The organism is Croceicoccus sp., assembly GCF_983967925.1.
This window is the reverse complement of record NZ_CFETID010000015.1, coordinates 65,958-89,590: the sequence shown is the minus strand read 5'-3', so window position 1 is coordinate 89,590 and position 23,633 is coordinate 65,958. Positions and strand designations below refer to the sequence as shown.

General features: G+C 63.0%; 15 protein-coding genes and 1 pseudogene. 10 read left to right on the top strand and 6 right to left on the bottom strand.

Going from position 1 to position 23,633, the window contains the following annotated elements:
• The first annotated feature begins 242 nt into the window (after nt 1-242).
• From AC4FIJ_RS10125 to AC4FIJ_RS10110, 4 genes and pseudogenes are all read left to right on the top strand, one after another.
• Nucleotides 243-2,087, top strand: a pseudogene (locus tag AC4FIJ_RS10125) (DUF3604 domain-containing protein).
• Nucleotides 2,054-2,713 carry a hypothetical protein gene (locus AC4FIJ_RS10120; protein WP_490336601.1) on the top strand — a complete coding sequence of 220 codons (660 nt, stop codon included), beginning with the start codon at nt 2,054-2,056 and terminating at the stop codon, nt 2,711-2,713. Before AC4FIJ_RS10125 ends, AC4FIJ_RS10120 begins: the two are co-directional and overlap by 34 nt.
• A gap of 66 nt (nt 2,714-2,779) precedes the next feature.
• A complete protein-coding gene (locus AC4FIJ_RS10115) occupies nt 2,780-2,947 on the top strand; it encodes a hypothetical protein (RefSeq protein ID WP_490336600.1) in 168 nt (55 codons plus the stop codon).
• Between the two features lie 23 nt (nt 2,948-2,970).
• Entirely contained in the window at nt 2,971-3,969 is a 999-nt protein-coding gene (locus tag AC4FIJ_RS10110) for a HupE/UreJ family protein (protein WP_490336599.1), read from the top strand.
• A gap of 109 nt (nt 3,970-4,078) precedes the next feature.
• Here the strand turns inward: AC4FIJ_RS10110 and AC4FIJ_RS10105 are convergent, their stop codons facing one another.
• Nucleotides 4,079-4,531: a tRNA (cytidine(34)-2'-O)-methyltransferase gene (locus AC4FIJ_RS10105; protein ID WP_490336598.1), complete on the bottom strand. Its 453-nt coding sequence runs from the start codon at nt 4,529-4,531 to the stop codon at nt 4,079-4,081.
• A 120-nt stretch (nt 4,532-4,651) separates the two neighbouring features.
• Between AC4FIJ_RS10105 and AC4FIJ_RS10100 the strand changes: the two genes are divergently transcribed.
• The 6 genes from AC4FIJ_RS10100 to AC4FIJ_RS10075 all read left to right on the top strand — a co-directional run bounded on the left by AC4FIJ_RS10100 (nt 4,652) and on the right by AC4FIJ_RS10075 (nt 13,599).
• The gene (locus AC4FIJ_RS10100) at nt 4,652-5,941 is read left to right on the top strand and encodes an O-acetylhomoserine aminocarboxypropyltransferase (protein WP_490336597.1); all 1,290 of its coding nucleotides are present in this window, start codon (nt 4,652-4,654) and stop codon (nt 5,939-5,941) included.
• Nucleotides 5,942-6,061: 120 nt separating this feature from the next.
• Nucleotides 6,062-7,432, top strand: a complete 1,371-nt coding sequence (locus AC4FIJ_RS10095; RefSeq protein WP_490336596.1) for an HD-GYP domain-containing protein — start codon at nt 6,062-6,064, stop codon at nt 7,430-7,432.
• A gap of 168 nt (nt 7,433-7,600) precedes the next feature.
• Nucleotides 7,601-9,115 (top strand): M20/M25/M40 family metallo-hydrolase, encoded by a 1,515-nt coding sequence (locus AC4FIJ_RS10090; protein ID WP_490336595.1) that lies wholly within the window; start codon nt 7,601-7,603, stop codon nt 9,113-9,115.
• A 211-nt stretch (nt 9,116-9,326) separates the two neighbouring features.
• Nucleotides 9,327-11,567, top strand: coding sequence for a catalase/peroxidase HPI (katG, locus tag AC4FIJ_RS10085; protein ID WP_490336594.1), 2,241 nt, complete (start codon nt 9,327-9,329; stop codon nt 11,565-11,567).
• Nucleotides 11,568-11,707: 140 nt separating this feature from the next.
• Nucleotides 11,708-12,544, top strand: a complete 837-nt coding sequence (locus tag AC4FIJ_RS10080) for an aspartyl protease family protein (RefSeq protein ID WP_490336593.1) — start codon at nt 11,708-11,710, stop codon at nt 12,542-12,544.
• Between the two features lie 74 nt (nt 12,545-12,618).
• Entirely contained in the window at nt 12,619-13,599 is a 981-nt protein-coding gene (locus AC4FIJ_RS10075; RefSeq protein WP_490336592.1) for an endonuclease/exonuclease/phosphatase family protein, read from the top strand.
• On the opposite strand, the gene AC4FIJ_RS10070 is transcribed toward AC4FIJ_RS10075, so the two are convergent.
• From AC4FIJ_RS10070 to AC4FIJ_RS10050, 5 genes are all read right to left on the bottom strand, one after another.
• Complete coding sequence (locus AC4FIJ_RS10070) at nt 13,596-15,638, bottom strand: glycoside hydrolase family 97 protein (protein ID WP_490336591.1); 2,043 nt, start codon at nt 15,636-15,638, stop codon at nt 13,596-13,598. The genes AC4FIJ_RS10075 and AC4FIJ_RS10070 overlap by 4 nt on opposite strands.
• Nucleotides 15,635-17,215, bottom strand: coding sequence for an alpha-amylase family glycosyl hydrolase (locus tag AC4FIJ_RS10065; RefSeq protein ID WP_490336590.1), 1,581 nt, complete (start codon nt 17,213-17,215; stop codon nt 15,635-15,637). Before AC4FIJ_RS10065 ends, AC4FIJ_RS10070 begins: the two co-directional genes overlap by 4 nt.
• A complete protein-coding gene (locus tag AC4FIJ_RS10060; protein WP_490336589.1) occupies nt 17,212-19,044 on the bottom strand; it encodes an alpha-amylase family glycosyl hydrolase in 1,833 nt (610 codons plus the stop codon). The genes AC4FIJ_RS10065 and AC4FIJ_RS10060 overlap by 4 nt, the downstream gene beginning before the upstream one ends.
• On the bottom strand, nt 19,041-20,546 hold the full coding sequence (locus AC4FIJ_RS10055; protein ID WP_490336588.1) for a tryptophan halogenase family protein: 1,506 nt from the start codon (nt 20,544-20,546) through the stop codon (nt 19,041-19,043). The genes AC4FIJ_RS10060 and AC4FIJ_RS10055 overlap by 4 nt, the downstream gene beginning before the upstream one ends.
• Before the next feature lie 92 nt (nt 20,547-20,638).
• On the bottom strand, nt 20,639-23,500 hold the full coding sequence (locus tag AC4FIJ_RS10050) for a TonB-dependent receptor (protein ID WP_490336587.1): 2,862 nt from the start codon (nt 23,498-23,500) through the stop codon (nt 20,639-20,641).
• Nucleotides 23,501-23,633: the final 133 nt, after the last annotated feature.

Genomic DNA, 23,633 nt, shown 5'->3' with positions numbered 1-23,633 from the left:
GCAGCGGAATCATAATCCGCGTGTCGGGGGTTCGAGTCCCTCCTCCGCTACCATTCTTCTCGAAAATCTTGCTGAAGGTTGGGCTTCCGATTCCCGTGGGAGGCCGGTCCATTTCGTCCTTAGGCTAATTCCCGATGGCCTAGCCTTGCATCGCCCCTATCATTTGGCTTCTTACGGCCCGCTGGCTGAAACGCCCGTCCCGGCCGCAAGGGGTTGCATTTGCTGAGCGGGGAGACAGGACGATGAAGATCCTTTGTTCCGCGAGCATTGCGGTGCTTGCACTGGCCCAGGCTGGCTGTTCCTATGAAAGCGAAACGGCCAGCGCCCAGACTGCCGCCGTGATGGCTGACGAGAGCGGTGTCAGCCAGAACCCGCTGAAAGATGCATTCTTTGGTGAGACCCATGTTCACACAGGGGTCTCGATGGATGCGTTCGTCGCCGGCAACCGGCTGACGCCCGACGACGCTTATCGCTTCGCCAAGGGTGAAGAGATCATGGTCAATGGATCGATGCACAGGATCAAGCGCCCGCTCGACTTCGTGGCGGTCACCGACCACTCCGAATTCATGGGAGAGGCATATAGCCTGATGAATCCCGGTGCGCCCGGTTATGACGACCCGGTCGCCAAGTCATTCCGTGAGGCGAAGGACCTCGAGACGGCTCTGGGGCTTTACGCCAAATATGTGCTGGAACCGCTGGCGGGCGGGGGCGATCCGCGTCCCTCGTTCTTTCAGGGCACCAGCGCGATCGAGACGACCTGGCGAAGGAACTTCGAGGCGACCGAGAAGCACTATATCCCCGGCAAGTTCACGACCATCCACGCGTATGAATGGACTTCGGCGCCGGGCGGCTTGAACCTGCATCGCAACATTCTGTTCCGCGACACCAACGTTCCCAACGTGCCTTTCTCGTCAAACGAGGGGGCCGACCCTGAAGAGCTTTGGGCATGGATGAAGGCTCAGCGCGACAAAGGCGTCAAAGTGTTCGCGATGCCCCACAATTCGAACGAGAGCAAAGGGCTGCTCTTCACCGAGACCACGTTGAGCGGCAAGCCGATCACGCGCGAATATGCGGCTACGCGCGCCAGCATGGAGCCACTGATCGAGATGATGCAGATCAAGGGCAATTCCGAAGTGGTGCCCGATTTCTGGCCGAATGAGGAGTTTGCCGATTTTGAAAATGCGCGGTCCCTGCAGGACTATAACGACCGCACCTTCATGAAGCGAAATTTCGTGCGCTGGGGGCTTGGTCGCGGTCTGAAATATCGGTCCGATCTTGGCGTAAACCCGTTTAAATACGGCTTTGTCGGCGGCACCGACAGCCATAATGGCGCGCCCAGCAATGTGGCCGAGGACAACTGGGACGTGGGTAGTCACGGCCTTGCCGATCAGACGGCAGAGATCCGGGCAACTGCCATCCTTGAAGGTGAAATGAAGGTGTCCGATCTCAACCCCGGTGCCATTACGGGCGTGTGGGCGACGTCCAATACCCGCGGTGCGATCTGGGATAGCATGGCCGCCAAGGAAACCTTCGCAACCAGCGGGCCACGAATGAAGGTGCGGGCTTTCGCCGGGCAGGGGTTTGCGTCGAGCTATCCCTCCTATGCGGCTATGGTCCGGGACGGCTAAGCCAAGGGCGTTCCGATGGGTGGCAACTATACCGGCAGCGGCGCCCCGCAATTGCTGGTCTGGGCGGTGAAGGACCCGATCGGCCCCAATCTCGATCGCATCCAGATCGTGAAGGGCTGGTATGAAAACGGCGATATCAAGGACAAGGTCTATAATGCCGTGGCATCGGGCAATCGCCTGCGCTCCGACGGGACGGTACAGCCGATCAATGCGCCCATCGACGTGAAGACCGGCAGGTTCAATACCACCAAGGGTAGTGCCGAGTTGATGGGCCTGTGGACCGATCCCGACTACGATCCGAACCGGCAGGCCTATTACTACATCCGCGTGTTGCAACTGCCGACCGCGCGCTGGCCGCTTTACGACGAGCTGCGCAAGGGCGTGAAGTTTGCTCCCGACGTCAAGCGCCAGATTGTCGAGCGCGCGTGGGGCTCGCCGATCTGGCACGAACCGAGCTGATCCTCATGATGCTCAGACTGGCTCGGGAGCCGTTGGTTCATTTCATCGCGCTGGGCACCCTGATCTTTGGCGGCTGGTATTGGCTTCACCCGCCACAGCCGCCGATGGACGAAATCGTGATCGACCAGCGGGAGTTCGATCATTTGAAGACCTTGTGGGAGGCGCAGTGGAAACGCGAACCGTCCCCGCAGGACGTGCAGGCGATCATCGACCGCCATGTCCGCAAGGAAGTGTTCTATCGCGAAGGGCTGCGCCTGAATCTCGACAAGAATGACGAGATCATCAAGCGCCGGCTTGCGCAGAAGATGGAAGCGGTGGCGGGCGATCTTGGCAGGCTGATGAAGCCGGCCACCGACGATGATTTGCGCGCTTTCCTGCGTGATCATCCAGAGCTTTTCCGAGTGCCCCAATCCTATGCGTTCCAGCAGGTGTTGTTTCTTCCGACCGAGCGCCGGCAGGCTGCTGCAACACTGGCTTCCTTGCGCGGCGGTGGCTCTGTCCCTGCGACCAGCGAGGCCCGGTTGGGAGTGCCGAATGTCTGGCCGGAGACGACCTCTATCGATCTGGCCAATGCCTTTGGCGATGGCTTTCCAGTCCAATTGGCTGCCTTGCCACTTGGCGAATAGGCGGGGCCGGTCGAGTCCGGATACGGGCTCCATCTTATCCGCATCGACAAGCGCGACGCTGCCCATATGCCGGATTTCGCTGCCGTGAAGTCCTTGGTGCAGCGGGAATATGAATATCAGGCGCAATTGAATGCCGAGGATGCGACCTTCCAGAGCCTGCTCGCAAACTACAAAGTTCGCGTCACCGCCAAGGACGTTCCCGAAGAGCTTCGCACGGCGATGGCTGGCCGATGACGATGCAGGCCAATAGACAGCATATGCCAACGATGCTGTGGCGCGCCCTAGTGCTGGCGCTGATGATGTTTACGTTCCGCGTTGCAGGCGCAGAGGCACATGAAATCCGCACTGCCTTCCTGCAAGTGCGAGAAATCGCGCCGGACCGTTATGACGTTCTCTGGAAGGTGCCGCGCACCGACGACACTGTGCTGGACATCACGCCACGTTTCGATTCCTCGTTCGAGTTGGAAGAAACCGAAGACGGGGCGCTGGTCGATGGTTTCGTCGTATTCCATTATCGCCTTGCCGGCACCCGATCACTGGGCGGCACAGAACTGCGGATCAACGGGTTGGAGCGCTCCACCGTTGATGCTTTGGCAGAGATCGATCTGCTGGACGGTCGTCGCCACAGCTATCTCCTGCAGCCGACCAATGCGGCGGTTACGATCGAGACCGAACCGTCGTTCTGGACGGTGGCGCGCAGCTATATCGTGCTGGGGGTCGAGCATATATTGCTAGGCTTCGATCATCTGCTTTTCGTGCTGGCGCTCGTCATCATCACGCGCGGCGCCGTGCGGATCGTAAAGATGATCACGGCCTTCACCGTCGCACACAGCGTCACGCTCAGCCTTGCGGTGCTGGGCTATGTCGATGTGCCGGGACCGCCGGTGGAGGCGACTATCGCGCTCAGCATCGTTTTCCTCGCGGTCGAGATTTTGCGCACATTGGACGGCAAGGAGACGTTGACCAGTCGCAAACCCTGGCTGGTCGCACTTATCTTCGGGCTGCTGCATGGCTTTGGCTTCGCGGGTGCATTGTCGGAACTCGGTCTGCCACAAAGTGCCATTCCGCTCGCACTTGCCAGCTTCAACATCGGGGTGGAATTGGGGCAGCTGGCATTCGTGGGCGTGGTGCTGATTGTCATGCGCCTGCTGGCGCTGCAGTCCGATTGGCCGATGGCTACGCGCAAGCTGGCGCCTTATGCCATCGGGACGATCAGCATGTTCTGGGTGATCGACCGGATCTCGGCCTTCGCCTGAACTGCGTGTCGGGGGTTCGTGTCCCCCTCCGCTACCGTTTCGCACAGGTTGCTTTTTGCCTAGCGGACCCGTGTCATGACGGAAAATCTTTTCGTTCAGGGTAATAAACCTAAGCGGGCAACCCGCCGGTCTGGCGAAGCGCCTCTCCAAGGGCGAGCGCCGCAGAGGTCGCAAGGTTCATCGAACGAACTTCTGCTCGCATCGGTATTCTGACCCGTTCCTGGCAGGCCTCTGCAACATGCTGCGGAACGCCTGCGCTTTCCTTTCCGAAAAGCAGTGTGTCGCCGGTTTGAAACTGGAACTCATAGGCCGATTGACTGGCTTTCGTCGTGAACAGCACCAGCCTTTCCGGGCGCGCTTCCGCGATAAAGGCATTGAATCCGGAATGGCGCACGATATCGACGTGATCGATGTAATCCATGGCGGTCCGCCTGACGCGCCGGTCGTCCCATTCGAATCCCATCGGCTCGATCAGATGTATCGTCGCCCCGAAACAGGCGCCGAGCCTGAGGACGGCGCCGACGTTTCCGGCAATTTCGGGTTCGAACAGGGCGATGCGCATAGAGGCCGATTGGCGCGGCCGCGCGCGATACGCAAGCGCCGGATCGCGCGCGAGATGGAAGTCGTCGATATGGCGTGTTAATCGCTGTCGGACTTCAAGACATAAGGGACGGGATTTCTGATGACCGAGCATAATCTGGAAACGATGACGGTGCACGCCGGATGCGAACCCGATCCGGCGACTAACGCACGGATCACGCCCATCTACCAGACGGCCAGCTATGTGTTCGACAGCACCGAACATGCCGCGGATCTGTTCGCCCTCAAGCAGTTCGGCAATATCTATTCGCGGATCATGAACCCGACCAACGACGTTCTGGAAAAGAAGATCGCGGCGCTCGAAGGCGGGGTCGGCGCGCTTGGCGTGGCAAGCGGCCATGCGGCGCAGCTTATCGCGTTCTTCACGCTGATGGCACCGGGCTGCAATATCGTCGCCGCGCGCAAGCTGTACGGGGGCTCGCTCAACCAGATGGGTGAGGCGTTCCGCAAGTTCGGCTGGGAAACCCGCTTCGTCGACGCCGACGATCCTGAGAATATTCGCGCGGCAATCGACGCCGACACGCGCTGCGTCTTTGTCGAAAGCCTTGCCAATCCCGGCGGCGTGGTCACCGATATCGCGGCCATCGCCGACATCGCCCATAAAGGCGGCGTTCCCCTGATCGTCGACAACACGATGGCAACGCCCATGCTGTGCCGTCCTTTCGAGCATGGCGCGGATATCGTCACGCACTCGACCACCAAGTTCCTCAACGGGCATGGCAATGCCGTGGGCGGCCTTATCGTTGATTCCGGTAAGTTCGACTGGAAGGCGCACGGGGACAAGTTCGCCAGCCTGACCCAGCCGAACGGATCCTATCACGGCGCGGTGCTGGCCGATGCGCTTGAGCCGATCGGGCCGATCGCGTTCATCATCGCCTGCCGGGTGCTGGGGCTGCGCGACCTCGGCCCCGCGATGGCGCCGCAGAACGCATGGCTTGCGCTTACGGGGATGGAGACGCTGGCGCTGCGCATGGAGCGGCATTGCGACAATGCGCTGGCCGTCGCGAAATGGCTGGAGCAGCACGAGAAGATCGAATGGGTCTCCTATGCCGGGCTTGATGGCAATCCGTACAAGCCGCTGGCCGACAAATATCTTGGTGGCCGGGGCGGCGCGGTTTTCACCTTCGGCGTCAAGGGCGGTTTCGAGGCGGGCGTGAAGCTGGTTTCCAGCGTCAAGCTGTTCAGCCATCTGGCCAATATCGGCGATACGCGCTCCCTGATCATCCACCCGGCCTCGACCACGCACAGCCAGTTGGAAGGCGAAGAGCTGATCGCAGCGGGCGCAGGCCCCGATGTCGTGCGGATCTCCGTGGGGATCGAGCACATCGACGACATTATTGCCGATTTGGACACGGCGCTGAAAAATCTTTGATGCCTTCGCGCCCAGCGAAGCCTCACAGATCCGCGTCAAGCTGAAGGAAACCGACCTTAAGCGCCGGTTTACCTGTGACGTCTACGCTCCGAGCCGATTTCAACTCGGGACGCGCTTGCCATGGCTGACATTCAGGATCTGGCTAAACTCGATGGCAGCGAGGTGCAAAGCTCGCTTCCGGAACTGATGGGCGCGTTTTCATTCGCGCTCGATCTTACCGAGGGGCAACCGGAAGGGCACAGCCTTAGGGCTTGCTGGATCGCCATGCAGCTTGGCGAGCGGCTCGGTGCAAGCCGGGATGACCTGCGCAATATCTATTACGCGGCCATGCTGAAGGATCTGGGGTGTAGCAGCAACGCGGCCCGCGTGGCAGAGGTCTATCTGACCGACGATCGCAGCTTCAAACATGATTTCAAGCTGATCGGCGACGGCATCGGCCCTGCGCTGCGATTTGTCTTTGCCAAGACCGGGCGCGGGGAATCGCTGTTGCGGCGCGGCACCGCGATCGTGAACATCCTGCGGAACGGACCGCAAATCGTCGATGACATGATCGAGGCGCGCTGCACTCGCGGTGCCGAGATTGCGCGGTTGCTGCGTTTCCCCGAGGAGGTCGCGCAGGCGATCTATTCGCTGGACGAGCATTGGGACGGCGGCGGTCGGCCAGCCGGCCTCAAGGCCGGCGACATCCCGCTCGCATCCCGCATCGCGCTGCTGTCACAGGTTGCGGATGTTTTCTTCACCAATGCAGGACCGCAGGCTGCACAGGCCGAAGTCGAACGATTGTCCGGAAGCTGGCTGGATCCCCGAATGTGCGAGGCTTTCTCTGCATTGAGCAAGGACGAGCGTTTCTGGAGCATGCTTGCGGATCCCGACCTCGCTATGCATGTGGTCACGCTGCTGCCCGAAGAAATGGGCATTCCCGTCGATGAAAAATTCCTTGACGACATCACCGCCGCCTTTGGGCGGGTGATCGACGCGAAAAGCCCGTTCACATCGGGTCACAGCCAGCGGGTCGGCGAATACGCCATGCTGGTCGGCGAGGCGCTTGGGCTGGACGAAGCGCAATTGCGCTCGTTGCGCAGGGCAGCCATGCTGCACGACGTGGGCAAGCTGGGCGTCAGCAGCCAGATACTCGAAAAGCCGGGCAAGCTTGAGGACGACGAATGGAACGCAATGCGCAGTCACGCCCTGCGCACGGCCGAGATATTGGGCCGGATCGCGCCCATGCGGGACATGGCGCACATCGCCGCCTCGCATCATGAGCGTCTCGACGGGAAAGGCTATCCCCTAGGTCTCGACGAAAGCCAGCTTGCGCTGGAAGCGCGGATCATCACTGTCTGCGATTTTTTCGACGCCCTTACGGCGGACCGCCCCTACCGCTCGGCTCTCTCCGTGGATGAGGCTTTTGCGATCATGGAAAAGGAGGCGGGCAGGGCAATCGATCCCAGATGCCTTTCGACCTTGCGCGAGGCGCTGGACGCGCCCCTGTAGCGAGCTGGATCGCCAATCTTGCCGATTGGTTATCCCTAAGTCATCTTCTGCCCAAGAGCGACCTCGTCATGACATCCGTCGAACCGTGCTTTTGCATGTTCGAAACCCGTTGCGTCACGCGGACCGCCTGTTAGCCTTGTAACAACCGACAATGGGGGGACGAATTTTATGACAGGTCGCATTTCTCGTTTCGTGGCAGCCGCGCTTCTCGTGTCCGCCGCCATGCCAGCCAACGCGGAAACGCCCGATCGCGAGAAGATCGCCGGCGTGGTCGAGGCGCAGCACGACAACACGATCGAGGCTCTGAGGAACTGGATTGCCCTCCCGACCATCGCGGCGGAAAAGCGCAATACGCCGCAGGGCGCCGAATATATGAAACAGCTGGCGCTGGACGCAGGTTTCCAGCAGGCGAAGATCATCCCCACCGACGGCGTCCCGGCAGTGTTCGCGACGTTGGACGCAGGCGCCGACACGACGCTCGGCCTCTATTTCATGTATGACGTCAAGCAGTTCGATCCCGCCGAATGGGACAACCCGCCCCTCGAAGGAAAACTTGTCGAGCGGGAAGGCGAGGGGCTGACGATGGTCGGACGCGGCGCGGTCAACCAGAAGGGGCCGGAAATGGCCTTCCTCGCCGCGATAAAGGCGATCCAGGCCAGCGGCAAGAAACTGCCCGTCAATCTCGTCCTTGTGGCGGAGGGCGAGGAGGAGGTCGCCTCCACTCATTTCGATCAGGTCGTGGCCGTTCCCGAAGTGCGTGAGGCGCTTTCGCGCAGTATCGGCGTCTTCATCCCTTCCGCCGCGCAGAGCGAGGACGGCAGCGCGAATATCACGCTGGGCGCCAAGGGCGCGGTGGAATTCCAGCTGGTCGTCGGCGGGGAAACATCCGACAAATATCCCAAAACGGACATCCATTCATCGAACCACGCCCGGATCGAAAACCCAGCATGGCGGCTGGTCAAGGCGCTGGACACGCTGGTCGCCGATGACGGCCATACGCCCGCGATCGACGGATGGTTCGAGAATGTGCGCCCCTTGACCGAACGGCAGAAGCAGCTGATCGCCGAAGGAGCCAAGATGAACCCCGAGCAGGCGGAGAAGGACCTGCTGGGCGTCGGCCGCTGGATCGACGACGAGCCTTATGTCACCAGCCTTGAAAGGTTCTATTCGCAGCCGACCGTCAATATTCAGGGCCTTGTCGCGGGCTATACCGGAACCGGCGGCAAGACCGTGCTGCCCGGCCGCGCAGAGGCCAAGCTGGAATTCCGGCTGGTCCCCGCAATGACCAAGGACGAAGCGGTCAGCAAGCTGAAGGCGCATCTGGCCAAGCGCGGTTTCGACGATGTGCAGGTCACCGTTTCGGGCGGATATGGTCCCAATGAAACCGACGAGGACAGCGTGCTGATCCGCGCGCAGAAGGCGCTGTTCGAAAAGGACGGCATTCCCTATTCGATCAGGCCGCGCAATGCGGGTAGCTGGCCGGGCGTGATCTTCAACGGGCCGCCGCTCAACCTTCCCGCATCGCAGTTCGGGCTGAGCCGTGGCGGCGGTGCGCATGCGCCGAACGAATGGTTCCTGATCGACAGCAGCGATCCCAAGGTCAACGGTCTGGACGAGGCAACGATGGCCTATGTCGACTATCTCTACGTGATCAGCGAGGAGGCGGCGAAAACCGCGCAATAGGCGCCGCTTCGCTGCACACAGGCATTCTGCCGCCCGATCGGTCCAGCCATAGGATCGATCGGGGGCGTCTTCCCGATTATCGGATGCGCCGGATGGTCAATCGAATGGTTCGATGACAGGCGTCAATTTCTTTCGCTTTCACGATCAACTGTCTTTCGTCTAGCACTATGGTCGTTGCGCTGCGACGCATCGAACCAGGGGAGACATTGCTGTGAAGATTGCCGTTCGAACCGTGCTGCTTGCCAGTGCTCTGGGTCTTTCATTGCCCGCATATGCGCAGGTCGAAAACGAAACCGTGACCGAGCAGGCGGGCCCCGTCCCGACAAGGCCCGGCGGAATGACCAACGAGGACTGGTGGCCGATGCGCCTCGACCTCAGCGCGCTGCGTCAGCATGAGGCGACCAAGGCCAATCCATACGGTCCCGATTACGATTACGCCGAAGAGTTCGGCAAGCTCGACCTTGCGGCCGTCAAGGAAGACATCCGCAAGACGCTGACCACCTCTCAGCCGTGGTGGCCCGCCGATTACGGGCATTACGGCCCGTTCTTCATCCGCATGGCATGGCACAGCGCCGGCACCTATCGCGTCGGCGACGGGCGCGGCGGCAGCGACGGCGGCGAACAGCGCTTCGATCCGCTGAACAGCTGGCCCGACAATGTCAGCCTCGACAAGGCGCGCCGTCTCGTCTGGCCGATCAAGCAGAAATACGGCCGCGCGCTGTCATGGGGCGATCTGATGGTGCTGACCGGCAATGTCGCGCTTGAGGACATGGGGTTCCAGACCGTCGGTTTCGCGGGCGGACGCGTCGACGCCTGGCAGCCCGACATGGTGTATTGGGGCCCAGAGACCGAGATGCTGGGGCATGAGCGGACCAACCCCGATGGATCGCTGAAGCGCGATCTGGCCGCCACGCAGATGGGCCTTATCTATGTCAATCCCGAAGGTCCGGGCGGCAATCACGATCCGGTTTCGGCGGCCGCGGCGATCCGGACCGCTTTCGGCAATATGGCGATGGATGACGAGGAGACGCTGGCGCTGATCGCGGGCGGCCACACGTTCGGCAAGGCGCATGGCGCGCACAAGCCGGACCAGTGCCTCGCCGCGGAACCGACCGCAGCGGGTGTGGAGCAGCAAGGTTTGGGCTGGGCCAACAAATGCGGCAAGGGTCATTCCGAGGACACGATCACCTCGGGCCTGGAAGGCGCATGGACTGCCGCGCCGACGCAGTTCACCACGCAATATATCGACAATCTGCTGAACTTCGACTGGGAGCTGACCGAGAGCCCCGCCGGTGCGAAGCAGTGGATTCCGACCGATCCGGCGACGCACAGCATGGTCCCCGACGCGCATGTCGAGGGCAAGTTCCATGCGCCGATCATGTTCACCACCGACATCGCGCTCAAGGAAGATCCCGGTTTCCGCGCGGTCCTCGAACGCTGGCAGGACGATCCCAAGCAGTTCGAGGATGCCTTCGCGCGCGCCTGGTTCAAGCTGACGCACCGCGATCTTGGTCCGCAGGCCCGCTATCTGGGTCCCGATGCGCCCAAGGCGACCTATGCCTGGCAGGACCCGCTGCCCGAAGCGAGCCTGCCTGCCCCGAGCGCAGCGCAGATCGACACCGCGAAGGCGGCGCTGCTGGGATCGGGCCTTTCCGTTCCCGAACTGGTGCGCGCGGCATGGGCATCGGCCTCCACCTATCGCGATACCGACATGCGCGGCGGCGCGAACGGTGCCCGGGTGCGGCTCGATCCGCAGCAGAACTGGGCGGTCAACGATCCGGCCGAGATCGCGAAGGTGATGGACGCGCTTTCGGCTGTGCAGTCCGATCTGGCGGGCCGGGGCATTCGCATGTCGATGGCCGACCTGATCGTGCTGGGCGGTTCGGCGGCGGTGGAATATGCGGCAGGGCAGGCCGGCCACGATGTAACCGTGCCCTTCACGCCCGGCCGCGTCGATGCGACGCAGGAACAGACCGACGTGGCATCCTTCGCCTATCTTGAACCCAAGGCCGACGCGTTCCGCAATTATTATGCGCCCGATGCCGATCTTCCCCCGGCAGAGGCGATGGTGGACAAGGCGGACATGCTGGGCCTGACCGTGCCCGAAATGACCGCTCTGGTCGGCGGCATGCGCGTTCTGGGCGCAAATACCGGGAACAGCGCGAATGGCGTGCTGACCGAGACGCCCGGTGTGCTGGACAATGCCTTTTTCACCAACCTGCTCACCATGGACACGGTGTGGGAAAAGACCGCGAATGCGGGCCTCTACGCCGGCAAGGACCGCGCCACCGGCGCGGCGAAATGGACCGCGACCCCGGTGGACCTGATCTTCGGATCGAATTCGGAACTGCGCGCGGTGGCCGAAGCCTATGCCTCGGCAGATGCGGAGCGCATGTTCGTCGAGGATTTCGTCGATGCGTGGACCAAGGTCATGAACGCCGATCGCTATTGATCGATTGGGTCCTGAGGAAAGGGGCGGCATCTGCACGGATGCCGCCCTTTTTCGTTTCCCGATCTGATGTTTGCCGACGGTTCTATGTCGCCCGTCGATCAATTGCAGCGCCCGCCGGTTTGATCGACAAGGGGCGCTGAATGAGAAACATCCTGATAGCCGCCGCCCTGTCCTTCCCTCTTGCGGTGTCCATTCCCCTTACGGTTCAGGCCGATGAGCTGATCGTGCGGGGCGACCGCCTTTTCATCCATGCCGAAGTGAACGGCCGCAAGGCCGAGGCGCTGCTCGACAGCGGTGCGGAAATGACGGTGCTCGATACACGCTTCGCGCGTGAGGCGCAGCTTGCGGAGGGCGAGGAAGTGACCGCGCGCGGCACCGGGGCGGGCACGGTGAAGGCGCAAATCGTCGAGGGTGTCAATCTGACCGCGCTGGGACGACAGGTCGTGCTCCCCGCAGCAGCGGTCATGGATCTGTCGGACATAGAGGCGCGCGTCGTGAAGGCGCCCGTGCCCGTCATCGTGGGCCGCGATTTGTTCGATGCGGGGCGCCTCGCCATCGATATCGAGGGAAGGCGGATCGAGTGGCTGTCCGGTGACGAGCCGATGGCGGGCGTCATGCTGCCATTGTCGGCTTCCCATGGCATCGAAACGATCCCGGTGACCTTCGGCGGTGTCGCCGCCGATGCCGACTTCGATCTCGGCAATGGAACCGGGCTATTGCTGTCCCGCGAACTGGCCGAGCGTCTGAATCTTAGGCCCGTCGGTGTAGAACCCGCAGGCGGCATCGGCGGGGCGGCCGGGCGCACGGTGGTCTATGTGCCCGAACTTACCATCGCGGGACGAAGTTTCCGTAACGTCCGGGCGCATGTCGCGGATAATGCGCAGGTCCCGGCCAATGTCGGCGTAGGGCTGCTTCGGCAGTTCCGCATCGTCACCGATTTCCGGCAGCGCGCCGTCTGGCTCTACCCGATCGAATAGGGCGAAGCGGCACCCCGACACAATTTCTCGGAACGGTTTGCGCCCCCTGATGATTGGATGAACAGGGGGACATTATGAAAAAACTCGGCATTTTCTGTCTTTTCGTTGCGATATTGCTGCTGATCGCGGTGCTCGTATCGCTTTTGCCCAGCGACGCCTGGTACGTCAGGACCATCGACATGGTGCGCGAACCGATGAGCTGGATCGCGGCGATATTGCTTATCGTTGCGGTCGTGGTGAAGGCACCGACGCGCTGGCCCACGGTCGGCGTGCTGGCGCTGGTCATCGCAATCAATGTCTGGCGCATCTGGCCCTATTCCGGCTTCGCGGAAGCGCAGGTCAGGCTGGCCAGCGGCTCCGATGCGGCGCAGGACGGGCAATGTTTCACCGCGATGGCGGTGAATGTGAAGGTGAAGAACAAGGGCTACGCGGCCATCGCGCGGCAGATCCGCGAATATGATCCCGACGTGCTGTTCCTGATGGAAACCGATAAGGAATGGATCGACCAGCTCGAACCGGTGCTGTCGCCCTATGGCTTTGTCCGGCGTCATCCTCAGCCGCATGCCTTCGGTCTGGTGTTCGCGACGCGCCTGCCGGTCGCCAAGGCCAATATCGTCGAGAATACCTATCGCGATACGCCCACGCTTTATGCGACGCTGGAACCGGCCGGCGCACCGCCGATCGAGTTCATCGGCCTGCACCCGAAACCGCCGCTCCCCGGCTGGAACACCGAGCAGCGCGATGAAAACATCGTCAATGCCGGCGTTCAGACCCCAGACCGTTTGCCCGATGCGCTGGTGATGGGGGATTTCAACGACGTTCCGTGGTCGCGCACGACGACTCGCTTTCGCGAGACCGGCGATTGGCGCGATCCGCGGATCGGTCGCGGCACATATGCCACTTTCCCGTCGCGCTATCTGTTCGCGGGCTGGCCGCTGGACCAGCTGATGGTGAAGGGCGATCTTGAGGTGGGGTCGTTCGCCGTACTGCCGGACAACGGGTCGGATCACCGCGCGATGTACACGCGGGTCTGTGCCCGCCCGGCAGGCGGCTAGTCCAACGGCTGCAATCTGATCGCCGCGCCGCCGCCGGGGGCCAGCCAGATCGACATGCTGTCGCCCGCCTTCACCGTGCGGTTGTCATAGGCGATGCGGTGGCGCGCTTCGGTTTCATAGGTCGCGCCTTCGCCGTCCTTCCAGATGGTGGCCTTGTACATTTTGCCGGGCGTCAGGAAATCGAAGTCGAGCGCGACCTCGCGCGCGGTCGCGTCGTTGACGCCGCCGACGTACCAGTCTTCACTGTTGCGGTCCTTGCGCGCGAAGATGGCGTAATCGCCCACTTCGCCCGCGATCAGGTGGCTCTCGGCCCAGTCGGCGGGGACGGCCCTGATGAATTCCAGTTCGCGCGGATGCTCGGCCAGGCTCTCGATGAAATCGGCCGCCATCTGGATGGGCGAATAGATCGCCAGATACAGCCCCAGCTGCTTTGCCAGCGTCGAGGCGAGGGGGACGTCCTTGTCGCCTTTCAGGCTTAGCACGCCGGGCGTGAAATCCATCGGCCCGGCCAGCATGCGCGTATAGACCAGCGTCGGTTCGTGGTCCGGTCCGTTGTTGAACGGACCCCACGCGTTATACTCCATGCCGCGCGCACCTTCGCGGGCGACCCAGTTGGGATAGGTGCGGCGAAGGCCCGTATCCTTCACCGGCTCGTGCGGATTGACCGCGACGCGGTTCTTCGCGGCTTCTTCCACCACGCGCAGATGATGCTGCACCTGCCGCTGGCCGTCGTGCCATTCCATGACCTGCCCCTCGCAGGGGAGCGCAATATCGGCATTGCACGAGATGATGCCGCCCGCGTCCGCGACATAGCCGGTCTTGACGACATCGACGCCCAGCCTGCCGTACAGCGCCATCGCGTCGGCGAGTTGCGCCTCGTAATTCGCGATATTGCCGCCGGTTTCGTGGTGGCCGATCAGGTGGACGCCCTTTTCCTTTGCATAGGCGGCAAGGCCTTCCAGATCGAAATCGGGATAGGCCTTGGTAAAGCTGAAGTCGCGGCCATTACCGAACCAGATGCCGTCCCAGCCGTAATCCCAGCCTTCGACCAGCACGCCGCGAAAGCCGTTCTTCGCGGCGAAATCGATATAGTCCTTGGTCCGCTCGGTCGTCGCGCCGTGACGGTCGCCCTGCGCCCATGTCCAGCGGTTCGAGATCATGCCCCACCAGATGCCGATATATTTCGCAGGCTCGAACCAGGATACATCGCCAAGCTTGTTGGGTTCGTTGAGGTTCAGCTCGAGATCGTTCTCGACCAGTCCCGCCGCGTCGTCGGCGATGCGGATGCTGCGCCACGGCGTATGGAACGCGCCGGTGCGCACCACCTTCGCCCCGCGCGAGGACGGCGCCAGATGCGCGCGGAAGCGGCGGTCCTGCAGGCGCTGCAGCCACATGCCCGAATAATCGACCAGCGCCGCTTCGTGGAACGACAGATGGGTTCCGTCCTCAAGCCGCATGGTTATCGGCGTATGCGCCATCGACACGCCCTCGATCGGCGTATTCGAATAGAGATATTCGTAACGGTTCCAGTCGCCCGCCGGGATCCACCACGCCGTGCCTTCCGGCGCGATGGTGAACTCGGTCAGTTCCTCGGCGATGTTCGTCACCGGATGGTCGGCCCGGTCCGCGAATTCATAGCGGAAACCGATGCCGTCATCGAACACGCGCATGCGCAGGGTAAAGCCGCGCGGGGTGTCGTCCTTCTCCGCGAAGGTCACGGCCAGTTCGTTGTGCCGGTCGGTGACGAATTGCCGCTCGCCCCACGGCTGTTCCCAGCGCGTGTCGGCGCTGTCGGTCGTTTCGCCGGTAATGGCGAGGTTGCGGCGTAGCGGGTCCTCGTCGGTGAAGTTGAAACCCAGTTGCGACCGCGCGATCAGAACCTTTCCGTCGCGCATCACCTCGTAGAACGGCTTGCCTTCCTCGTCCGCGTCAACCGTCACGCTGATGCGTCCGTCGGGCGAGGCGACCGTGCCCGCCAGGGCCGAGGCAGGAAGGGCGGTGGCGGCCAGCAGGGCCGCGGCGAAAAGGCGAATGGTCATAGCTTGGCAATCCGGACAGCAAAGGGGGGAAGTTCATCTGCATCGGCACCGTTCAGCGCCAGCAGGGTTTGCGCGCTCGCGGGCAATTCGGGCGCCGTTATGGTTTCCGCGGAGAGGTTGAAGGCGCAGGAGATCCGCTCTTCGCTGGTTTCGCGAATGAAGGTCAGCAAAGGTCCATCCGCACGGCAATCCGCGACCGCCCCGTGATGCAGCGCCGGATGCGCAACGCGCAGCGCGATCATGGCGCGGGTGTGGTGCAGCAGCGAATTCGCGTCTTCCTCCTGCGCCTCGACCGAGCGGGCGAGATTGGCGTCTCCAAATGGCAGCCAGGGCGTGTCCGAGCCAAAGCCGCCCTGCGCCGTCCACGGCATCGGCGTGCGCGCACCGTCGCGCGACAGGGTCAGGGGCCAGTTGGCAATCGCCTCGGGGTCCTGCAACTGGTGGTACGGGATATCGACCTGCTCCAGCCCCAGTTCCTCGCCGTTATAGAGGATGATATTGCCGCGCATCGCCGCCAGCAGCGCCATCTTCATTCGCGCGAATTCCGCCTTGTGCTCGGGCGGGGCCCAGCGCGAGATCGCTCGCGGCGCGTCATGGTTCTCGAAAGCGAAACTGGGCCAGTTGCCATCGGGCGCATCGGGCCACTGCGTGATCGCCTTGCACACCAGTTCGGGCGTCAGCGCATCGGCATAAAGGAAGTCGAAGCCATAGGTGGAATTGAGATGCGCGTTCCCGGCGGTGAAGGCGCGCATTTCCTCTTCGACGCCTTCGCCGCCCACTTCGGCCACGGTGAAGGTCGCGTCGTATCGATCGGTGAGGGCGCGAATGCGGCGGATGAAGGCCGGGATCTCGGGATGCGACTGGTTGTGGACCCGCAATTGGTAATCGAACGGGCGCGTGCGCGGCTTGCCGTTGCAGGGCGCGGGCGGATTGTCGCGGAAAGCGGGATCGTGCATCGCGAAATTGAGCGCGTCGATGCGGAACCCGTCGACCCCGCGATCCAGCCAGAATTGCGCGACGGCCAGCAGCGCGTCCTGAACATCGGGATTGTGGCCGTTCAGCTGCGGCTGGCTGGAGAGGAAATTGTGCAGGTAATATTGCCCGCGCCGCGCATCCCAAGTCCATGCCGGGCCGCCGAACACGGATTGCCAGTTGGAAGGGGGCGATCCGTCGGCCTTGGGATCGGCCCAGACATACCAGTCCGCCTTTGGATTGTCGCGGCTCGAACGGCTTTCGACGAACCACGGGTGCTCGTCCGAACTGTGCGAATAGACCTGGTCGATCAGGACCTTGAGGTTCAGCTGATGCGCGCGGGCGACCAGCGCGTCGAAATCGGCGAGCGTGCCGAAAATCGGATCGACATCGCGGTAATCCACCACGTCATAGCCGAAATCCTTCATCGGCGAAGTGAAGAAGGGCGATATCCAGATCGCGTCCACGCCTAGAGAAGCGACGTGCGGCAGGCGCTGGGTGATGCCCGGCAGGTCGCCGATGCCATCGCCGTTCGCATCCATGAAGCTGCGCGGATAGATCTGGTAGATGGCGGCGCCGCGCCACCACGGAAAATTGTCTGTCATTGCGAAACCTTGTCGGCGCGGCAGATCGCCCAGCCGAATGGTGGAAGGGAAAAGCGGGCCGATCCGGGTGCGCTGGCCGCGGCGGGGCAGCTGCCCGCCAGCGTTTCCAGCGTCTGCACTCGCGAATCGATCACGACATTGCGGGTGATGGGCGCGTCCGACGTGTTGAACGCCAGCACATATTCGCGCCCCGTTTCCGGATCGAAGCGCGAGACAGCGAACAGCCCCGGCTCCTGTTCGTAAGCGCGCACCATCTGGCGGCCGCGCGACAGGGCAGGGTGCGCGCTGCGGATAGCGGAGAATTGCGCGATCAGGCGGTAGAGCGGATGGTCAGGGTCGAAATTGGCCTCTGCCGTGGTCGCATCGGTGCCGATCAGCGCGTTGTCGTTATAGACGGCGGTCCGGCTGGCAAACATATCCTCGCGCGCAAGCTGGTCGTTGCCGTCGCCGACGAAGCCTTGCTCGTCGCCGTAATAGATGACCGGCGATCCGCGCAGCGTCAGCATCATCGCATGGCCCAGCATCACGCGGGCGAGCAGTTCGTCCTGCCCGATCTGCGGCATATCCTCGCGCAGCAGGGTCGAAAAGCGGCCCATGTCGTGATTGCCAAGGAAGGTCGGCAGGTTCAGCGCCGCTTCGTCTCCGCCTTCGTAGAGCACGTCGCCGTCGAACAGTTCGTTGAGGATGACTGTGCCCTTGCCGCGTCCCAATGCCTCGCGCATCGAGGACTGGAAGGCGAAATCGAGCACGGCGGGCAGGCCGTCGCGGCGGGTATATTGCGCGATATAGCCGTTGGCGGGCACGTCCTTGTAGACTTCGCCGAACATGTGGAAATTGGGAATACCGCGGGCGCGGGCACGGGCCTGCATGGCGGGGACGAATGCCTGCCAGAATCCGGGATCGACATGGCGCGCGGTGTCGATGCGGAACCCGTCGATGCCGAAGTCGTCGATCCACGATCCATAGATGTCGATCATGCCCTGCCGCACGCGCGGATGTTCGGTGAACAGATCGTCCAGACCCACGAAATCGCCGAAGCGGCTGTCCTCGCCGGTAAATGTCGAATTGCCGCGATTGTGATAATAGACCGGATCGTTGAGCCACGCCGGGACCTTCACCTCCTCCTCGCCCGCCGGGACATAGGGGGTGTAGGCGAAGGACGGGTCGGTCAGCCTGGCGAAATTGGCCTCGCTGCTGTCGGTGTCGCCCATGAATCCGGGGTTGATCGCTTCGCCGTTGGGGCCGCCTTTCGTCGAATAGGGAAAATCGGCGCGGCTGCGATAGAGATAGTCGTTCGCTTCGCCTTCGCGGTAGCGGATGACATCGGCGGTGTGGTTGGTGATGATGTCCATATAGACCTTCATCCCGCGCGCATGGGCCGCGTCGACGAAGGCACGGAATTCCTCGCGCGTGCCGAAATGGCTGTCGGGCCGCGTGAAATCGGTCACCCAGTAACCGTGATAGCCCGCGCTTTCGTCGCCCACCGGTCCTTGCACGACCTTGTTCTGGAAGATCGGCGCGAACCAGATCGCGGTGATCCCCATGCCCTGCAGGTAATCGAGCCTTTCGGTCAGGCCTTTCAGGTCGCCGCCGTGGAAATAGCCCTTGGCTGCGGGATCATATCCCGTGGCCAGCCGGTCGCCGGTAAGGCCGCCGCGATCGTTGGCAGGATCGCCATTCTCGAACCGGTCGGGCAGCACGAAATAGACCACTTCCTCCGAAGGCGCGCGCTCGCGGAACGCCTCGGAAGCCGGCTGTGCCTGCACCGAGGCGCAGGCCGACAGGGCGAGGCCGGATATGGCGGCGAGCACGGGGAATATGCGTGTCATGCGGGTTCCTTGGCGCGGCCGTTGATGAAGTCCTGCAGGAAGTCGATGTGTCGCGGCATGGCGCGCACCTGTTCGACAAGCGCAGCCTCGGTTCCCTGCATCAGGTCGCGCAATTGCGCTTCGTCCAGCGTGTCGGCGATGGGGTTATGGCCCTGCGCCTCGACGCCTTGGCCGGCGAAGACCTGGAACCACGCAACTTCGGTGAACAGTTCTTCGTGCTCGCGGTGGATGAAGCCGGTGTCGCGCCACAGCGCGATCTTGTCGGTCAGCGTGGAGGGTAGCGGCATGGTGCGGACCGCGTCCCAGAACGGCTCGCCGTGCCGTTCGTTCGCGGTGTAGTGCAGGATCAGGAAGTCGCGGATGCGAGTCCATTCGAAATCGGCCTGCGCGTTGAAATGGCTTATCGCGGCCTCGCTGGGCCGGCCGTCGGGCAGCAGGGCGAGGAAGCGGCTGATCGCGCTCTGGATCAGATGGATGCTGGTCGATTCCAGCGGCTCCATGAAACCGGCGGCAAGGCCGAGCGCGAGGCAGTTGCGGTTCCAGTGCTTGCGCCGCTTGCCCGTCGTAAAGCGGATCGGACGGGGATCGGCCTGCGTCGCGCCGTCGAGATTGGCCAGCAGCATTTCCGCAGCCTCGTCATCCGGTAGATGGGCAGAGGAATAGACCAGCCCGTTGCCGATCCGGTGCTGCAATGGAATGCGCCACTGCCACCCCGCCTTGCGCGCGATGGATTTGGTGTAGGGCGTGAAATCCCCGCCGCCCTCGCAAGGCACGGCCATCGCGCGGTCGCAAGGCAGGTAATTCGACCAGTCGTCGAAGCCGGTCTCAAGCGCCCCTTCGATCAGCAGTCCGCGAAATCCTGTGCAGTCGATGAAGAAGTCCGCCGCCAGCACCCGCCCATCGTCCAGCGTGATCGAGGCGATGTCGCCGCTTCCCCCGTCGCGGTCGACCGATGCCATGGTGCCTTCGTGCCGCTCCACGCCCCGCGCTTCGGCATGGCGGCGCAGCAGCGCGGCATAGAGACCGGCGTCGAAGTGATAGGCATATGGCATTTCCGCCCCGGCGGAGGTCCGCCCGCGCTGCATCCGCATGGTGCGCGCGGCCAGCTCGTTCAGCGAATAGCGTTGCAGCGGCTTTGCGAAACCCAGTTGCCGGGCACGCAGCCAGTAATGCTGGAACGGCAGCAGACCGATACCGCGTCCGATCTGGCCGAACGCATGCATATAGCTGTGCCCGTCACGCAGCCAGCCGTCGAATTCGATCCCCAGCTTGAAGCTGCCGCGCGTTTCGCGCAGGAATTCCGCCTCGTCCAAGCCGATCGCGCTGTTGAACAGGTGGATCTGCGGGATCGTCGCCTCGCCAACGCCCACGGTGCCGATTGCATCGCTTTCGACCAGCACGATCCGGTGTCCGGCGGCAAAGCGGGAGAGGGCGGCCGCCGCCATCCAGCCGGCGGTTCCGCCGCCCGCGATCAGGATCGTAGGTTGCTGTGTATCGTCCATGGCCCTGCTCGCTCCGTTAGGTCAGCCTAGCAGCTCGGTTCCGGCCGGGCCCTGAGGGAGAGCAGACCCGGCCGGAATGGAGAAACCGCTGATCAGAAGCGGTAGGATGCACCCACCAGATAGGTGCGGCCATAGCGTTCGTAGTCGATGACCTGCGCCTTGTCCTCGCTCTGGTAACTGATGAAGGGTTCGTCGGTCAGGTTGAGCGCCTGCAGGGTCAGCGACAGGCCTTCCAGCGACCCGTCCTCGAAACGATAGCCGATCTGGCCGTCGAAGATCGATTCCGCATAGGTCTGGCGGAACTGGCGCGTGGCCGAGATGCCGATGAATTCCGCCAGATAGCTCGACCGGTAGCGATGCGACAGGCGCGCCTCGAAGCCCGACTTCTCGAAGAAGGCGGTCGAGTTCACGACCCATTTCGACAGGCCGGGCACGTCGGATTCGAACGAACTGCCCGAGATCGTGTCGGTCACGTCCAGCTTGCTGTCGGTGTAGGCGACGCTGGTCTGGAAGCCGAAGCCCTCAAGCGCGGTGGTGAAGATCTCGAACGGGATCGCGGCACTGGCCTCGATGCCGCGGATGCTGCCGTCGGCGGTGTTGTCGGGACCGCTGACGAAGCCAAGCGTGGTCGTGTTCTCGACGATTGCCTGCTGTTCCGGCGTCAGCGTCGGCACCAGATAGCTGAAATCGCGGATCGCGCTGACCGCATTGGGGTTCACGAAGTCGTCGAGCCATTTGTAATAGCCGGCGATCGCGATGTACCCCTTTCCGCCCGCGAAATAATGCTCGAACGACAGGTCGACGCTGTCCGCCATATAGGGGCGAAGCTGCGGGTTGCCGCCGCTGGCCGAGAAGATCGAGCCGAGGGGCGGCTGTGGCGAGGTTGCGATGGACGCGTTGGTCGAGGCGTTCAGCTGGTCCATGCGCGGACGGGCCAGCGTGCGGGCCGCGGCAAGGCGAACCGTCGTGTCCAGACCGACCTCGAAGTTCAGCGAGGCGCTGGGCAGGAAGTCGGCATAGGTGTCTCCGTCGGTGACGGGGACCTGCACCGCGCCGATGCCGCCGGGCGAGTTGAACCCGCTCGAGCTCTGGTCGGTGAAGACCAGCTGGCCGCCGATATTGCCGGTCATCGGAATGCTGCCCAGCATCGCGTCGAGGTCGGCGCGGACATAGCCGGTCCACACTTTCTCGCTGACCTTCCAGTCGCCGGGATAGGGCAGGTCCGACCCTTCGACGCTGGTCAGCAGATAGGTGCCGTTGTCGATCAGCGCGAACGGATCATAAGCGACCTGCGGACCGAAGCCGAGGAAGCCGAGGCTGTCGATCGGATCCAGCAGTGCATCTTCGGGGATCGGCGTCTCGCGGATCGCGCCCGGATCGTTCGGATCGGTCGAGGTGCCGCCGGCAAAGCTCAGGAAGTTCTGCGTGATGTCGCGCTTCTTGGTGCGGTCGGAATAGGCCGCGCCCAGGACCAGCTGCTTGATGAAGGGGCTCTGAACCTTGCCCACGACCTCGAACCGGCCGGTCCACAGCTCGTCCTTGGTGGTGGTGTCGTTGATGAAACCGCCCTGCACGATATTGCGCCCGCCGCCCCAGCCGCGCGGATCGGTCAGCACGATGGTGTTCGTGTCCGAATAATCGGCGACATTGGTAAAGCGATAGGGGAACTTGCCGTCGGACAGCACATAGCTGATCGTGTCGGACGGATCGGCGGGGTTGGCGCCATAGCCAAAACCGGAATAGCTTTCGATCTGCTGCAGGCGGCGATCCGCCATCGAGTAGGAGATGTCGAGGTTCAGCAGGACATCGTCATTCTCGTACTTGGTGTTCCAGCCGGCCGCGAAGGTTTCGGTATCCTTACGGTCGTAATCGTTGCGGACCACGGGCTGCACGCCGTCATAGGTCACCTCGTCGGCGAAGCCGCCGGCATTGCCCACATTGGTAATCGTGTCGGTCGCGCCCCAGCCCGGATAGAGCGGGAACTCGATGCCGCGCATCGGAATGCGTTCGCGGTAGTCGGCGTAGAACAGGTCGAGAGAGGTGTTGATGTCGGCGGTCGGCTCCCACTCGATGGTGCCGAACGCGCCAAGGCGGTCGAGGTCGACGGACTTGGCGTAGGGCTTCATGCCGCCCAGCACCATAGTGCCCTCGCTGCCCGCGGGCGCGACGCCGCCGGTGACGTCGCCTTCCGAGATCTCGGGATAGCCCCAGGCGTTGAAACGCTCGACCTGACTAGGGCTCGACTGCAGGGCAAGGCCCAGCGCGACGCCCAGCGTGTCGCCTGCGAACTGGTCGACATAGGTTCCGGTCGCGCGATAGCCCCAGCCGTCGAGATCGGGGTTGAGCGAGCCGTCCTCGTTGAATTCGAGCCGTCCGCCAAGCGAGATGATGCGCTCGCCAGCGGCAAGCGGGCGGATCGTGCGCAGGTCGACCGTGCCCGCAAGGCCCTGGCCGATCAGGCCCGCATAGGGGGTCTTGTAGACGATGCCCTGATTGATCAGCTCGGCCGGATACTGGTCGTATTCCACGGCGCGGTTATCGCCAGAGGACACCAGCTCGCGCCCGTTCAGCAGCGAGGTCGAATAATCGGGACCAAGGCCGCGGACCGACAGCGACTGTGCGCGTCCGTTGATGCGCTGCACCGCGAGGCCGGGCAGTCGGCCCAGCGTTTCGGCGATGGACACGTCCGGCAGCTTGCCGATGTCTTCCGACGAGAACGCCTCGGCAATGACCGGGCTTTCGCGCTTGAGATTGATCGAGGTTTCGAGCGCCTCGCGGTAGCCGGAGACGACGATCTCGCCGGCGGCTGCGCCGGTGTCCTCGTCCACGTCCTGATCGCCGGGTTCGATGGTCGCTTCCTGCGCCGATACGATTCCGGGTGCGGCCATCATGGCCATCGCAATGGTAAATGCCGTGATGCTTGCGCCGTGGCGCAGGGTGTTTCGCTTGCTCATCCTCAGTCCCCATAGTCCGGTGTTGCGGGGTCCTTCGGAGGACCTTAACCGGCTTGCAATTTCGGGCCTCTGGCGGGGCCCTTGAGGTTCTGAATACAGGTGATTTTGCAGCGCCCGATAGATGGCATACGTA

What these genes read in the sequence shown, in the direction of transcription:
- AC4FIJ_RS10115 (WP_490336600.1), top strand. Translation starts at nt 2,780, where the DNA reads ATGCCGGATTTCGCTGCCGTGAAGTCCTTGGTGCAGCGGGAATATGAA.
- AC4FIJ_RS10110 (WP_490336599.1), top strand. Translation starts at nt 2,971, where the DNA reads ATGCCAACGATGCTGTGGCGCGCCCTAGTGCTGGCGCTGATGATGTTT.
- AC4FIJ_RS10105 (WP_490336598.1), bottom strand. Translation starts at nt 4,531, where the DNA reads ATGCGCATCGCCCTGTTCGAACCCGAAATTGCCGGAAACGTCGGCGCC.
- AC4FIJ_RS10100 (WP_490336597.1), top strand. Translation starts at nt 4,652, where the DNA reads ATGACCGAGCATAATCTGGAAACGATGACGGTGCACGCCGGATGCGAA.
- AC4FIJ_RS10095 (WP_490336596.1), top strand. Translation starts at nt 6,062, where the DNA reads ATGGCTGACATTCAGGATCTGGCTAAACTCGATGGCAGCGAGGTGCAA.
- AC4FIJ_RS10090 (WP_490336595.1), top strand. Translation starts at nt 7,601, where the DNA reads ATGACAGGTCGCATTTCTCGTTTCGTGGCAGCCGCGCTTCTCGTGTCC.
- AC4FIJ_RS10080 (WP_490336593.1), top strand. Translation starts at nt 11,708, where the DNA reads ATGAGAAACATCCTGATAGCCGCCGCCCTGTCCTTCCCTCTTGCGGTG.
- AC4FIJ_RS10075 (WP_490336592.1), top strand. Translation starts at nt 12,619, where the DNA reads ATGAAAAAACTCGGCATTTTCTGTCTTTTCGTTGCGATATTGCTGCTG.
- AC4FIJ_RS10070 (WP_490336591.1), bottom strand. Translation starts at nt 15,638, where the DNA reads ATGACCATTCGCCTTTTCGCCGCGGCCCTGCTGGCCGCCACCGCCCTT.
- AC4FIJ_RS10065 (WP_490336590.1), bottom strand. Translation starts at nt 17,215, where the DNA reads ATGACAGACAATTTTCCGTGGTGGCGCGGCGCCGCCATCTACCAGATC.
- AC4FIJ_RS10060 (WP_490336589.1), bottom strand. Translation starts at nt 19,044, where the DNA reads ATGACACGCATATTCCCCGTGCTCGCCGCCATATCCGGCCTCGCCCTG.
- AC4FIJ_RS10055 (WP_490336588.1), bottom strand. Translation starts at nt 20,546, where the DNA reads ATGGACGATACACAGCAACCTACGATCCTGATCGCGGGCGGCGGAACC.
- AC4FIJ_RS10050 (WP_490336587.1), bottom strand. Translation starts at nt 23,500, where the DNA reads ATGAGCAAGCGAAACACCCTGCGCCACGGCGCAAGCATCACGGCATTT.